Below are 14,499 nucleotides of genomic sequence, written 5' to 3'. Positions count from 1 at the left end.
GACCCCCAATGAAATACAAAGTATTATTGATCGATGATGAGCCTAGTGCGCTTGAAGCGATGCAGCTGTGGATTGATTGGCAGGAGCTTGGCTTTGAGGTATGTGGAACCTCCAGCAATGGCAAAGAGGGGCTGGAGCTAATGAAACAGCTAGAGCCAGATCTTGTAATTACGGATGTTAATATGCCGCTAATGAATGGGCTGGAGATGGTCGCAGCTTGGCAACAAGCTGAGATTAAGGAGATCAAATTTGCCATACTAAGTGGTTATAGTGAGTTTGAATATGCTAAGACAGCTATACACTATGGAATTAATCATTATCTGATGAAGCCAGTGTTTCCGGAAGAGGCGGCAGAAGAATTGCTGGAGATATATCAGGAGCTGGAGCAGGAAGCTCAGAAGCGCAGTTTAAATCAAATAGCCTCCGCGGAGGAGGCTGTTTCTCTCCTGAAAGGAATGCTGCATGAGAAAGCTGAGCAGTCGAATCAGGAGGTACTGAACCGACTATCGGAAGGTAAAAGCCATTGGAATATTTGTTTGATACAGATAGAGCCGGTTTTATATACGGAGATCAGAGAGCAAGCCTCAGCCCTCCTAACCGATAAAGATTCGATGTTTCTGATGGATCTGGAAAGTCATTGTTTTGGAATCGTATATGGATACAATTCATTGTCCACTGAGGGAGCTGTGATCGATCAGATTGCAACTCCTTTGCTGAATGAACACCCCAAACAAGCTTTATATATTGCAGCAGGTGCTGGTGTAGGCTCTTTGCTTCAGATCGGGAACAGTTACCGAATGGCGAAAGAAACATTAATGTATTATTTTTATTATTCTGAAAATGCAGCGGTCCTGACTTATCAGGAGATTAAGGATAGTCCCTTTAGTTATCATTATGATCAAATTCAACTGATGGATGACTTGATAAGACCGATTAACACCCTGGACTCCGCAGGCTTTAGCCAAGCTGTGAACTCGGCAGCCCGCAGTTTCCGGGAACAGCGCATCGCTCCAGAGGTTGTGAAGAAAATTGTTATTCATATGATGTATAAGATTATTGAGTTTACCTCGGAAGCCAGTGAAGTTCATGAGTCCTCCTTATCTAATCAAATTAGAATCCCCGCGATGTTAGACTCAATGATCACCTTGACGGACTTAATGCGTAATTTGCTATTCTGCGGCGAGGCCAGTATCGATATCCTTCTTAAGGAACAAAACCTAAAATCACAGGGGATTGTTCAGGAGATTAACAATTATATTGAAGAGCATTTTCGCGAATGTCTTACTATTAAGAGACTATCAGAGGTTTTTTTCCTGCACCCGGTATATCTGGGCCAATTATTGATCAAGAAGAACGGTATTAATTTCAATGAACAGCTGCATAACCTCCGAATAAAAGAGGCAGTACATTTACTTCAACAAAATAAATTAAAAAATAGTGAAATCGCTGAAAAAGTGGGCTATGGCAATTATAGTCAGTTCCTCAAGCAATTTGAAAAAAAGCTGCATATGAGCCCTAACGAATTTAAAAACACTAATACCTAAACTTTTTGGGGGTACATCTTTAATTCTGGCGTATTTTCAGAAGATTATCACCTCTATAATTTAACTTGTAAGGGCTTACAACATTGTTACACCAACAAATATATGGAGGTGCTTTATGGGGGGCAAGTTAATATCCAAATGGAAACTTAGTCTGATTGCTGTGTTATCCCTAAGCTTTACCTTAGCAGGGTGCGGAGGAAATAACAGCAACAATACGACGGCTAAAGGGGAAGACAAACCAGCAGAAACAGCCACTTCAACTGCTGCAGGAACAGATTCTGAGAAGATTGAACCTTTTGAAATTAGTATCTTTCTTGGAGAAGCAGGCCAGCAACCAACACCAGATAATAAAATTTATAAAATGATTAAAGAAAAAACAGGCGCATCCTTCAATTTCGAATTCTTAGCTGGGGATCTTAACCAGAAGTTAGGCGTAATGATTGCCGGTCAGGATTATCCGGATTTGATGACTGCCAATACTAAGCTGACAGGAGCGGAAGCTTTTATCCCGCTTGAAGATTTGATTGAACAATATGCTCCAAATTTGAAAGCGCATTACGCAGATTACTGGAACATGATGAAAGACCCGAATGATGGACATATTTATACGCTTCCGAATTATGGTGCGTATAACGGTAAAGTGAATACAACCTATTATGCAGGTCCTGCTTTCTGGATTCAGAAGGACATCCTGAAAGATGCTGGTTACCCACAGGTGAAGACCTTGGACGAGTATTTTGACCTCATTGTGAAATATAAAGAAAAAAATCCAACCATCGATGGAACGCCAACCATCGGATTCGAAATTCTTAACAACGACTGGAGAAACTGGGGGTTGTTTAACGCTCCTCAGCATCTGATCGGACACCCTAATGATGGCGGGGTAGTAGTTAATGATAACGTTGCAGAAATCTTCGCAGATAAAGACTATGCTAAGCAGTACTATCAAAAGCTTAATGAAATGAACCAATTGGGCGTTATCGACCAAGAAACATTTGTGCAAAACTACGATCAATATTTGGCGAAACTGTCTAGTGGAGCCGTTCTGGGAATGTTTGATCAGCACTGGAACTTTGGTTCAGCAGAAGATTCACTCCGGACACAAGGTAAAGATGAAAGAACTTATGTAGGACTTCCACTTGTGTTTGATACCAGCACTAAAGATTATTATCTGGATCGCCCAGCGCTGAACTTGAATAATGGCTTCGGGATCAGTATCAATGCCAAAAACCCTGAAAGAATTATTAAACTAATGGATACATTGATTCAAGAAGATTGGCAAAAAATCTTCACTTGGGGTATTGAAGGTGAAGATTATCAAGTGGAAAATGGCCGTTTTATAAGAAATGAAGAACAACGGAAGAACGCAGTTGATGCTACATGGAAGCTCAGCAACAAAGCAGATGCTTGGTATGCTACAGCTCCGAAATTGCAAGGATTCTTTGAGGATGGAAACTCAACAGATGCTGCGGCTCAACCAGAAGAATACCGGGCTGCACTCAAGCCGTATGACAAGGAAATCCTTGATGCTTATGGCTACAACAGTTATGTGGATTTCTTCAGCGAGCCTGAGCCGAACCCAGTAGCTTATCCAGCTTGGTCCATAGATCTTGTTGAAGGCTCAGATGCCAAAATTGCCGAAACGAAGCTGAATGAATTGCGAACCAAATACCTGCCAAAAGCAATCTTGGCCAGTCCATCAGAATTCGATAAGGTTTGGAATGACTTTGTTGGAGAAATTGGTAAAGCGAATGTCAAAGCCTATGAAGACAAAATCAATGAACAGCTTAAATGGAGATTTGATACTTGGAGTGTTAAATAGTTAGAGCTTGCTTAAAAATCAGAAAGTGGTGGCTTATTAGGCCAACCACTTTCTGAAATATATGGATGATGTGGGGAGAAAACATATATGGATGAGATATTAACGGGGAAAAAAGTTAACCGGCATCCTAAAAGAAAAAAGAAGCAACCGATTACTATGACCTTGATTAAGAATCAGAAACAGCTGATTTGGATGTCGGTTCCATTAATGCTTTATATTATACTATTTGCTTATGTTCCCATCTGGGGATGGACGATGGCTTTCCAAGATTATAAACCAGCTAGAGCATTTAGTGAACAAACATGGGTGGGTTTAAAACACTTCAAGTTTCTTTTTACGGACGATAGCTTTTTGAGAGTACTGCGCAATACGTTGGCCATGGGCCTAATTAATCTAGTTCTAGGATTTGTGACTGCGATAATACTGGCATTGCTGCTTAATGAGATCAAAAATGTATTTTGGAAAAGAACCGTTCAGACCATATCCTACTTGCCTCACTTCCTCTCTTGGATTATTGTAACAGGCATTGTAGCTACTTCTCTTTCGGTTAATGACGGGATTATCAACATCGTGCTCATGAAATTGCATCTCATTGATTCACCGATCCTTTGGTTGAGTGAAGGGAAGTATTTCTGGGGTATTGTAGGTGCTTCACACGTCTGGAAAGAAGTCGGATGGAGTACTATCATCTACTTGGCGGCTATCGCCTCTATTGATCCGGCTTTATATGAAGCTGCTGAGATTGATGGAGCGAACCGGTATAAGAAAATGCGTCATGTAACTTTGCCGGGCATGAAAGCAACCATTGTAATCCTGTTAATAATGTCCGTAGGACATGTACTGGAAGCTGGATTTGAGGTTCAGTACTTGTTAGGAAACGGGCTTGTCGTAGATTGGTCGGAAACGATTGATATATTTGTATTGAAATATGGTATAGCGCAAGGGAATTATTCCTTAGCTACCGCGGGTGGTATTTTCAAAACAGTCGTAAGTGTAACGTTGCTGCTATTAGCTAACTGGACTGCGAAGCGGCTAGGGGAAGAGAGGCTGTTATAATCATGGAAAAAACTCAATTGATTCCTCAAAAATCTCCAAAAAGTAATGCTGGAAACCGGATGAAAAATCTGAGGTTCGAACCCGTAGTGTTCAGCACCTTCAATACTATATTTATGGTTTGTCTAGTTATTGTTACCTTGTATCCATTCCTGAATACTATAGCAGTCTCCTTTAATGCGGGGAATGATACCATCCGCGGCGGCATTTATTTATGGCCTAGAGAGTGGACCATACAGAACTACAAAGCGGTTTTTGCCTCAGGTACAATTTATAATGCTTTTTGGATTTCGGTAGCACGAACAGTGATATCTACGATCCTGAATCTATTTTTAACCACGATGCTTGCGTATACGTTAAGCCGGAAAGAATATGTTTTCCGCAAACATATTACCTTTATATTCGTCCTTACCATGTATTTTAGTGCGGGTCTGATTCCAAACTATTTCCTTATGAAGGATCTTCATTTGCTCAATTCGTTCTGGGTATATGTAATCCCGTCCATGGTAAGTGCATTTAATATGATCGTTATCCGTACTTATATTGGTACCTTACATGAAAGTCTTATGGAATCTGCAAGAATCGACGGTGCCGGGGAATTCAAGATCTTCATGAAAGTAGTCTTCCCTTTGTGTAAACCTGTTCTTGCTACCATCGCCCTTTTTGTTGCAGTAGGTGCGTGGAACCAATGGTTTGATGCGTTTATCTACACCTCTTCCCGCCAGAACTTGAGTACATTGCAATATGAATTAATGAAGCTGCTATCCTCTACTATGAACTCGAACAGTAACCCTAGTGTAAATAACGGGACAGGGATGACTCAGGAGTCGGTACATGCCATGGTTACACCAATCTCCATACGGGCAGCCGTTACGATCGTTGCTTCGGTTCCAATTTTGCTAGTTTATCCATTCATGCAGAAATATTTTGTGGTCGGTCTAAATGTAGGAAGCGTGAAGGAATAAGGAGCTTGCAATCACTATTAAGTAATAGGAAGGTTGTCTGTTAAATTATGACCCCATCTTCAATCACATACACGAATCCGATACTTCCAGGCTTCTATCCTGATCCAAGTATCACTCGGGCAGGGGATGACTACTATTTAGTTTGCAGCTCCTTTGAGTATTTCCCTGGCGTACCTATTTTTCATAGTCAGGATTTGATTCACTGGACACAAATAGGTCATGTACTCAATCGTGTAAGTCAGCTGGATACTCGTAAAAGCAAGAGCTCTGGAGGGATATTTGCCCCAACGATCCGCTATCATGAAGGAACGTTTTACATGATAACGACCGAAGTACACGGGAAAGGGAATTTCTATGTTACGGCTACGGACCCTGCGGGTCCGTGGTCAGATCCGATTAGTATTCCTTATGGAGGAATTGATCCTTCTCTAATGTTTGATGAGGATGGAAAAGTATATGTAACCACCCAGCAGGGGGCAGATTATGACTCCCATGCCATCCAATATGAGATAGATATCGCTACGGGAGCAGCATTAACAGAACCAGTTGTCATCTGGACTGGGGATGGCGGACCTTGGACGGAAGGCCCTCATTTGTACAAAATAAATGGAATGTACTATATCATGACGGCTTCAGGAGGAACGGCTAAGGAACATCGGGAGATCATTGGCCGCAGCTCCTCTCCTTATGGACCGTTTGAACGATTGCCGCATCCGATATTGACGCACAGCGGTACTGACAATCCCATTCAGTATTTAGGGCATGCCGATTTGATTGAGGATCGTAACGGGGATTGGTGGGCCGTATTCCTTGGAGTAAGACTAGTAGATACAAAATTCACTGTGCTTGGAAGAGAGACTTTCCTTGCTCCCGTAAGCTGGACTGAAGACGGATGGCCGATGATCGATAATAATGAAGACACAGTTGGACTGGAAATGAAGGTTTCACGTGTACCTGGTCAATCGCCAAAACCTAAGACTAGTGGAAGATATGATTTTGATGATCAAGTATTGCCGCTGGGATTAGCCTTTCTGCGGAATCCGGCTGAGGGAAGCTGGTCCTTAAACGAAAGACAGGGATGGTTATCTCTTCGAGGACAATCTGCAGGTCTCAGTGAAGTAGGCCAAGTGGCTTTTGTAGGCAGAAGACAGCAGCATACTTCGGCAGAATGGAGCACGCTGCTTGAAATGCCTTCATCTATTGCTGATGTGGAAGCTGGACTTTGCGCCAGATTAGATGAGAATGCTCATTATGAAATTGGACTTGTTCAAAAAAACGGGCAAAAAGTGATTACAGCTCATGTGACTATGGATGGAGTAACCCATACAGCGGCAGAGGTTCCAACTACTGCCGAGCGAATTTATTTGAAAGTTAAGGCTGAGCTTACCGAATACAGCTTCCTTTATTCTTTGGATGGGCAGGAGTGGAATAAGCTATCAACAGCAGCAGCGTATCCATTATCTCCTCAAGCCGTAAAAGGAAATGGATTTACGGGTGTTCTTATCGGATTATATGCAACAGGTCATGGCAAGGTGGCTGAGGTGCCTGCCTACTTCGATTGGTTCGATTATCAGTCTTAATTATTCGAATACTGATATAAATGCGTTTGTCAGGAGGGAACTTGTTGAGACAAGCTAGTGATTACACAGAACCTGCACTAAAAACAATATTTGCTGAGGATTTCAAAATTGGCGCAGCCGTTAACCCGTTGACGATACAATCACAGGAGCATTTGCTCGCCTATCATTTCAATAGCATTACCGCTGAGAATGAGATGAAGTTTGAAAGTTTGCATCCGCTTGAAGACAGTTATAACTTTAAACTAGCAGATCAGTTGGTTGCCTTCGCCCGAAAACATCATATGGCTATGCGTGGGCATACTTTAGTCTGGCATAACCAGACTACGGACTGGTTGTTTGAGGATAAGAAGGGCGGGCCTGTAAGCAAAGAGACATTGCTTGCACGGCTCAAATCACATATTCAGACCGTGGTTGGGCGTTACAAGGAAGATATCTATGCTTGGGATGTTGTAAATGAAGTTATTGCAGATGAAGGAGAAGAACTTCTTCGCCAGTCAAAGTGGCTGGATATTGTCGGACCGGAGTTTATCGGCAAAGCTTTTGAATTCGCTCATGAAGCCGATCCTAAGGCTTCATTATTCTACAACGACTATAACGAGTCTAATCCTCTTAAGCGTGACAAAATCTATAAAATGGTGAAGTCGCTGCTGGAACAAGGAGTGCCGATCCATGGCGTCGGATTGCAAGCCCACTGGAATCTATACGATCCGGACTTAGATGAAATACGTGCTGCTATTGAGAAGTATGCATCTTTAGGGCTTCAGCTCCAATTGACAGAGCTGGATGTGTCCATGTTCCGTTTCGATGACAAACGAATGGATTTAAAGGTTGCACCTGCCGAACTGCTCGAGCTACAGGCAGAGCGCTATGAAGCGATGTTTGCTCTGTTGAAAGAATACCGCGACGTGATTAGCTCAGTCACTTTCTGGGGAGCAGCGGATGACTATACATGGCTGGACGGCTTCCCTGTTCGGGGACGGAAAAATTGGCCATTTCTATTCGATGAGCAGCATAATCCTAAGCCAGCGTATCACCAATTGCTTAACGCTGTCACCAAATCATAGAGCGGGTAACCTGCTCAAGCTTGCGAATCATGAACCCGTCCTTTTCAATCCAGGGCGGGTTATTTATACGGGAGGAATAAACATGACAAATACCGCTTATGAGGCTTGGCTCAATTATGGTCAGCTGAAATCAGGATCTCTATACAATCAATATATAGATTGGTGTGTTGAGTTGGTAGTAACGGAGGACAACGAGACGATTCAGGCGGCAGCCGCGGAATTCATACAGGGGATGACCTCTATGCTGGGCAAAGCGCCACTGCTCACAGCGAAACCTGAAGGACCGTGTATCGTTATAGGAACCTTCCAAGGGGGGAATCCATTAATTAGTAGAGTATTCGCAGGAGAACGAACCGATTCACTGGGTCCTGAAGGTTTCCTTATACGTACAAATGCTACTGAGCAATGTATCGCTGTCGGTGCTTCAACGCCTGTTGGAATATTGTATGGCGTATTCCATCTGTTACGGCTGATAGGAACAGAAAGCGAGATAGACGCTCTGAATTTGTCTATGAATCCGGTGAACGGCCTGCGAATGATTAATCACTGGGATAATTTTGATGGCAGTATTGAACGTGGCTATGCTGGACGGTCCTTTTTTTACGAGTCCAATCAATTTCTTAACGATACAAAGCGGCTGCGTGATTATGCCAGATTGATGTCCTCTGTGGGGATCAACGCGATTTCGATTAACAATGTGAATGTTCATGAGCTTGAATCTCTATTTATAACGGAGCAATATTTGCCTGATATCGCGTTAATTGCAGGAATATTCCGCGTATACGGAATTAAGCTATTCCTCAGTGCTAACTTCGCCAGCCCGATACAGATCGGAGCATTGGAGACAGCTGATCCACTGGACCCAGCGGTGCGGCAATGGTGGAAAGATAAGGCGGGTGAGGTTTATCGAGTGATCCCTGATTTTGGCGGGTTTGTGGTCAAAGCAGATTCAGAAAATCGACCAGGGCCATTCACTTACGGGCGTGACCATGCCGATGGCGCTAATATGCTGGGAGAAGCACTGGAGCCGTTTGGCGGAATCGTGATTTGGCGTTGTTTCGTATATAACTGCAAGCAGGATTGGCGTGACCGTAAGACAGATCGGGCCAGAGCAGCGTATGATCATTTCAAACCATTGGATGGCCGATTTAATGATAATGTAGTGCTGCAAATCAAGAATGGACCGATGGATTTTCAAGTCAGAGAACCGGTATCTCCGCTGTTTGGCGCACTGGAACATACCAATCATCTGATGGAGTTTCAGATTGCTCAAGAATATACGGGGCAGCAGCGGCATCTCTGTTATCTCGTTCCACAGTGGAAAGAAGTCCTTGATTTCAATACTTATGCCAAAGGGCAAACTACGCTTGTGAAACATATTGTGGACGGATCGGTGTGGGGAAATAAATATAATGGTGTGGCTGCTGTAACAAATGTTGGGGATGACATGAACTGGACGGGGCATGGGTTAGCTCAAGCCAATCTGTATGGATATGGGAGATTAATTTGGAATCCGGAGCTGACGGCAAAAGAAATAGCTGAGGAATGGATTCGCCTTACCTTTGGCACTGATGAAGGTCTAGTGGCTGCTATTCGCGGGATGTTAATGGACTCATGGAGGATTTACGAATCTTACACAGCTCCATTAGGTGTGGGCTGGATGGTTAATCCGGATCATCATTATGGGCCGAATGTGGATGGATATGAATACGCCAAGTGGGGAACGTACCATTATGCGGATCATAAGGGCATTGGTGTGGATCGTTCAGTCAAATCGGGAACGGGGTATAGCGGACAGTATATGGGTCTTAATGCATCAAATTATGAGAATCTAGCGTCTTGTCCAGAAGAGCTGCTGCTGTTCTTCCATCATGTTCCATACACGCATGTTCTGCAATCGGGGCAAACGGTTATACAACATATCTACGATACTCATTTCGAGGGGGCAGAGCAGGCTGCACAGCTTCTAGCAACATGGAAATCACTTGAAGGCAGCATGGATAGTGGATTGTATGTGCAAGTGAAGCAACGTCTTGAAGAGCAAGCAGAGCATGCGCAGGAATGGAGAGATCGGATCAATACGTATTTTTATCGTAAGAGCGGAATTGAGGATCTTAAAGGCAGAAAGATTTATTAGATTTTGAACCGAGGGATGATGATAGTGAGCCTCACGATTAGAGCGATTTTGAAAGATTTAATGGGAACTGTGGAACAGGTAGAAGGGACTGTGGATATTCTGAACTCAGGGGAACCGGAAACTGAAGTCACAGGGATTATTACGGCCTTCTCTGCCACACAAAATATTGTGGAGCAAGCAATAGCGTTAGGAGCCAATTTGCTGATCACGCATGAAGGTGTATTTTATAGCCATCATGCAGCGAGCGAGTGGTTAGAAGGTGATCCGGTTTATCATGCGAAAAAAAGTCTGATCGAACATTCCCCAATAGCTATTTTTCGTTATCATGATTATTGGCATCGGCAAGAGCCGGATGGGATTATGATGGGCTTGCTGCGAGAGCTGGATTGGTCAGACTATGTGGAAGAGCAGCAAGCGGCTGCTACGATTCTCACTATTCCTGCTATGACTGTAATGGAAGCTGCTCAGTATATTAAAAGTAAGCTAGGCATCTCTTATGTACGCGCTGCTGGTGACCTGTCTCTGTCCTGCAAACGCGTAGGGATATTAGTAGGTTACAGAGGAGGCGGGATGATGGCTATTCCGCTTTTTAATGATCACAATCTTGATTTAATTATTGCTGGAGAAGGACCAGAGTGGGAGACTCCGGAATATGTGCGGGATGCAGGGCACCAAGGCAAATCTAAAGCGCTCATCATGTTAGGTCATGCGGAGAGTGAAGCACCGGGGATGAAATATTTAGCTGAAATCTTAGCAGACAAATATCCCATGCTTCCTACCCGGTTCATTGCTGAACAACCCATCTATCAGATGGTTTAATCTGGGGAAATTAAGAGTACGGAATAAATAAACATATTATGGAGAAAATGAAGGGAAACAGGTCACTGAGAAAGGAGTGTTTCAATGGAAATTCCTTTGGAGGCTGATGAAGTATTAAGTCGGATCAAAAAGCTGCAAAGCGACGGAAGCTCGATCAGTAAAAAACAAGTGAAGCAAAGCGACCCAGAGCTTATGAGAAGTGCGCTGTTCTTTTTTCCAAGCTGGGAGCATGCATTGAAAAACGCCGATCTTTTGTAGCCATAGTATTGTAAAAGGAAGCTAAGTGGACAGGGGGAGATCTCTGATTCTGCTTAGCTTTTTTCTTTTTTATGAAATCATTCGTGCTGTTCATGTGAAATAATATTAACAAGCTTGCCAAACGGATCGGGGACATAGAAACGACGAACACCCCAAGGTACAGAAACTGGCCCAATATTGGTATTGAAGATTGTCGTTTCTTATTAAATAGGAAAGTACTGGTGAATCACCCCCTTTTTCGCTTGCTTCAGAGCTGTTTTTCTAAAGAAAACGAGTAAACAAGAGCAAAAGAAAGAGAAAATGAAGAGTATGCTTAATATGAAATGAAAAGCATTGCTTTCAACATTATTTTGACCAGAGCCCTCCTTTACAAGAAAACCTTACAAGAGTATGATTCATCTCAGAACTGAGAATTATCTTAAATTTACAATTACATAAGCAATCCGCTTAATTTCCGTTTCTGGAAAGCGGGGGAACCAACAACTGGCAGCCGATGTGAGAGTCGGCACTGGTTATGGGGTGAATCCTGTTCCGGGTGCATAATATGCATCCCTGCAGGTAGGGCAACTCTCACTGCCCGAATCCGACAGCTAACCTCGTAAGCGTATGGAGAGAGGATGAATGGCGTGTTTAGTGATGAATAGCCACAGAGAATCCCTCTGTGGTTTTTTGCTGCGTTTTTAAGCAGATATAGTCGTAGAATTTATTATGAAAGAGGTGTTACCTTTGCCTATCGCTAAACTGAACGGAACTTCGCTCTATTATGAAATCAATGGAACTGGCACTCCGGTTGTGTTTATCCATGGACATGGATTAACACACAGTATGTTCAAACCACAGCTGGAGTATTTTTCCGATAAATATAAAGTGATTTTGTGCGATTTACGGGGGAATGGCAAGTCTGGTAAACTGCTGGAGGCCCCACATGAGATTATTGAGACGCAATGTCTGGATCTGATTATGCTGTTGAATGACCTAGGTATCCGTGAAGCAGTTTTTGTAGGAATCGCCTATGGTGGCTTAGTCGTTCAGCATATTGCCAAACAATATCCTGAGCGTGTAAAAGCCATTGTGGTCGCGGATAGCTTTTGTAGGACTCACGGATCAACAATAGTAGGGAAAATACAAACTATGGCAGCATATTGCAGTTTACTAATGTATTATCTCCCAAGCGAGCTGGTGTTGCCTTCGATTCGGATGATGTACCGAGAGCGCTGGAGTCTGGCCTACAATGAGATTAGAAGAGGACTGCTGGACAAACGCCCCCGGGAGTTATATCGGCAAAGGCTGGCTACGAGCCATGTTGATTACACCAGATGTTTAAAGGCTTTTAAACGTCCTGCATTATGTATTGTGGGGGACTTTAATGAATTTGGAGTGAATTGTATGAAGGAAATGGTGTCTCAGCTGCCGCAGGCGCAGTTGGCGATTATTCCGAACGCATTAGATCCAAGTAATCTGTGCCAGCCGGAGCAATTCAATGCGATTCTTCAGCGTTTCTTAGAGAAGCAGCAGGGCAGTCAGCAGATTAGCTGATCTATAGGGAGACCTTCACAAGCGAAGCGTTTAAGTGAGAAAATAGGCGTCCCATAGCCAGGGCGGAATGAGCTGGCTATGGGTCGTCTTTCTGGGAAGAACTTTAGGGGAATTCTCCCTAAAATGAAGGAGATTATGGCTCCTAGAACGTAGATTAGGGAAATCCTCCCTAATAATAGGATGTTTTTAGCCATAAATGGGTATTTGCATGAATTTTTAGGGAGGAATTCCCTAAAAACCTCATTTTAAAGCGATTATCGATGAACATTAGGGAGGATTTCCCTAATATAATGGACATCCAATTAAAGGCTGGCTTATCAGTAGTAAAATCTACGAATGAGCCAGCCTTTGGTTATTTTACTAACCGATGGATGTTGAACATTTACAAGCATATTGTACCTAGAACGCCACTTAATGTCCCCACCCTACCACAGCATCAAATATAGCTCACCCGACGTGGGAAAGAACGGTAGACCTAAGTAGTGATGGTAAGTGTATAGAGGAAGGCGTAACAAGCAGCACATCTGCTACTCTTGCATTTTGTACAATGCGATCTACTCGTGTAAGATTAAGATAATTCATACTAAAGGAGCTGAGTCATGATGTCTCAAGCTGAAACTATAAAACTGACTTCATTATCTTCAAAAGGGGGCTGCGGCTGCAAAATCGGTCCCGCCGATCTCATGCAGGTTATTCGTAGTCTGCCACCAACTGTTCCTAACCCGGATCTACTAGTAGGTCTTGATACTAGTGATGATGCAGGGGTGTATCGTTTAAGTGATGAATTAGCGTTAGTGCAAACTGTTGATTTTTTCACGCCGATCGTGGATGATCCCTATTCATTTGGTCAAATTGCAGCAGCCAATGCATTAAGTGATATTTATGCGATGGGTGGAAAGCCGCTTACGGTGCTTAATATTGTGGCCTTTCCTATTTCTGTTTTAGATAAAAGCATTCTCGGTGACATTTTGCGCGGTGCAGCGGATAAAGTACAGGAAGCAGGAGCTACTCTTGTGGGCGGACATTCCATCGACGATAAAGAGCCCAAATTCGGATTGGCCGTTACGGGCCTTGTGCATCCTGACAAAGTGAGAACGAATGCGGGCGCCAAGGTGGGAGACAAGCTGATTCTAACGAAGCCTATCGGTGTGGGGATCTTAACAACTTCCATTAAAAAGGATCAGCTATCTCCTGAAGAAACCACACGCCTTACGACAGTAATGTCTACTTTGAATAAAAAAGCGGCTGAAATCATGGAGCCTTATGATGTACATGCTTGTACAGATGTTACCGGATTTGGGCTACTGGGACATGCCTCGGAAATGGCTAAAGGGAGCGGCACGGGCCTGATCATTCGTCAAGGCGATGTACCGATGCTGCCAAGAGTAAGAGAGCTTGCGGAGCAGGGATTTGTTCCAGGAGGCACTAAGAATAACTTTGCCCATCTGGAAGGCAGCATTCTTTATCCGGAGGAGATGGACCAACTAAGCCGCTATATTCTATGTGACGCTGTGACTTCTGGCGGACTGCTGATCTCTGTGGCCCCTGAACAAAGCGAAGATTTGCTAAAAGAGTTAGTAGATGCAGGGGTAGAAGCGGCATTGATCGGAGAGGTAACGGAAGAGCATCCGGGTCAGATTACAGTTATAGCTGCTGTGGAATAACTGTTGTATATCAGCTTAGAGCAAATTATGAAGGTTAGCCACCAGAGGAGAGAGCAT

The 14,499-nt window shown here is 43.5% G+C and carries 11 protein-coding genes, 1 pseudogene and 1 riboswitch; of the genes and pseudogenes, 11 read left to right on the top strand and 1 reads right to left on the bottom strand.

What is annotated here, in order from left to right:
- Positions 1-8 precede the first annotated feature (8 nt).
- The 9 genes from NST58_RS27870 (at position 9) to NST58_RS27830 (ending at position 11,242) form a co-directional block, all read left to right on the top strand.
- Positions 9-1,544, top strand: coding sequence for a response regulator (locus tag NST58_RS27870; RefSeq protein WP_339244924.1), 1,536 nt, complete (start codon positions 9-11; stop codon positions 1,542-1,544).
- Between the two features lie 115 nt (positions 1,545-1,659).
- Positions 1,660-3,366, top strand: coding sequence for a sugar ABC transporter substrate-binding protein (locus tag NST58_RS27865; RefSeq protein ID WP_076184796.1), 1,707 nt, complete (start codon positions 1,660-1,662; stop codon positions 3,364-3,366).
- An 87-nt stretch (positions 3,367-3,453) separates the two neighbouring features.
- The gene (locus NST58_RS27860; RefSeq protein ID WP_076130468.1) at positions 3,454-4,422 is read left to right on the top strand and encodes an ABC transporter permease subunit; all 969 of its coding nucleotides are present in this window, start codon (positions 3,454-3,456) and stop codon (positions 4,420-4,422) included.
- Positions 4,423-4,481: 59 nt separating this feature from the next.
- A complete protein-coding gene (locus NST58_RS27855) occupies positions 4,482-5,384 on the top strand; it encodes a carbohydrate ABC transporter permease (RefSeq protein ID WP_139329891.1) in 903 nt (300 codons plus the stop codon).
- Positions 5,385-5,431: 47 nt separating this feature from the next.
- Positions 5,432-6,964, top strand: coding sequence for a glycoside hydrolase family 43 protein (locus NST58_RS27850; RefSeq protein ID WP_339244919.1), 1,533 nt, complete (start codon positions 5,432-5,434; stop codon positions 6,962-6,964).
- A gap of 44 nt (positions 6,965-7,008) precedes the next feature.
- The gene (locus NST58_RS27845; protein ID WP_339244916.1) at positions 7,009-8,028 is read left to right on the top strand and encodes an endo-1,4-beta-xylanase; all 1,020 of its coding nucleotides are present in this window, start codon (positions 7,009-7,011) and stop codon (positions 8,026-8,028) included.
- A gap of 82 nt (positions 8,029-8,110) precedes the next feature.
- Entirely contained in the window at positions 8,111-10,165 is a 2,055-nt protein-coding gene (locus tag NST58_RS27840) for an alpha-glucuronidase family glycosyl hydrolase (RefSeq protein ID WP_339244913.1), read from the top strand.
- Positions 10,166-10,183: 18 nt separating this feature from the next.
- Entirely contained in the window at positions 10,184-10,984 is an 801-nt protein-coding gene (locus NST58_RS27835; RefSeq protein ID WP_339248805.1) for a Nif3-like dinuclear metal center hexameric protein, read from the top strand.
- 84 nt (positions 10,985-11,068) lie between these two features.
- Complete coding sequence (locus tag NST58_RS27830) at positions 11,069-11,242, top strand: hypothetical protein (protein ID WP_169744809.1); 174 nt, start codon at positions 11,069-11,071, stop codon at positions 11,240-11,242.
- 77 nt (positions 11,243-11,319) lie between these two features.
- Here NST58_RS27830 and NST58_RS27825 read toward each other — a convergent pair.
- Positions 11,320-11,415, bottom strand: a pseudogene (locus tag NST58_RS27825) (glyoxalase); the annotation flags it as partial.
- Positions 11,416-11,676: 261 nt separating this feature from the next.
- Positions 11,677-11,863: riboswitch (cyclic di-AMP (ydaO/yuaA leader) on the top strand.
- 105 nt (positions 11,864-11,968) lie between these two features.
- Between NST58_RS27825 and NST58_RS27820 the strand changes: the two are divergent.
- Positions 11,969-12,778, top strand: coding sequence for an alpha/beta hydrolase (locus tag NST58_RS27820; RefSeq protein ID WP_076130474.1), 810 nt, complete (start codon positions 11,969-11,971; stop codon positions 12,776-12,778).
- Positions 12,779-13,380: 602 nt separating this feature from the next.
- Complete coding sequence (gene selD, locus NST58_RS27815; RefSeq protein ID WP_076184790.1) at positions 13,381-14,442, top strand: selenide, water dikinase SelD; 1,062 nt, start codon at positions 13,381-13,383, stop codon at positions 14,440-14,442.
- Positions 14,443-14,499 lie beyond the last annotated feature (57 nt).

The organism is Paenibacillus sp. FSL R10-2796 (assembly GCF_037965315.1).
Taxonomy (GTDB): domain Bacteria; phylum Bacillota; class Bacilli; order Paenibacillales; family Paenibacillaceae; genus Paenibacillus_AQ; species Paenibacillus_AQ odorifer.
This window is presented reverse-complemented; position numbering and strand designations above follow the sequence as displayed.

What these genes read in the sequence shown, in the direction of transcription:
- NST58_RS27860 (WP_076130468.1), top strand. Translation starts at nt 3,454, where the DNA reads ATGGATGAGATATTAACGGGGAAAAAAGTTAACCGGCATCCTAAAAGA.
- NST58_RS27850 (WP_339244919.1), top strand. Translation starts at nt 5,432, where the DNA reads ATGACCCCATCTTCAATCACATACACGAATCCGATACTTCCAGGCTTC.
- NST58_RS27830 (WP_169744809.1), top strand. Translation starts at nt 11,069, where the DNA reads ATGGAAATTCCTTTGGAGGCTGATGAAGTATTAAGTCGGATCAAAAAG.
- NST58_RS27870 (WP_339244924.1), top strand. Translation starts at nt 9, where the DNA reads ATGAAATACAAAGTATTATTGATCGATGATGAGCCTAGTGCGCTTGAA.
- NST58_RS27865 (WP_076184796.1), top strand. Translation starts at nt 1,660, where the DNA reads ATGGGGGGCAAGTTAATATCCAAATGGAAACTTAGTCTGATTGCTGTG.
- NST58_RS27835 (WP_339248805.1), top strand. Translation starts at nt 10,184, where the DNA reads ATGATAGTGAGCCTCACGATTAGAGCGATTTTGAAAGATTTAATGGGA.
- NST58_RS27840 (WP_339244913.1), top strand. Translation starts at nt 8,111, where the DNA reads ATGACAAATACCGCTTATGAGGCTTGGCTCAATTATGGTCAGCTGAAA.
- NST58_RS27855 (WP_139329891.1), top strand. Translation starts at nt 4,482, where the DNA reads ATGAAAAATCTGAGGTTCGAACCCGTAGTGTTCAGCACCTTCAATACT.
- selD (WP_076184790.1), top strand. Translation starts at nt 13,381, where the DNA reads ATGTCTCAAGCTGAAACTATAAAACTGACTTCATTATCTTCAAAAGGG.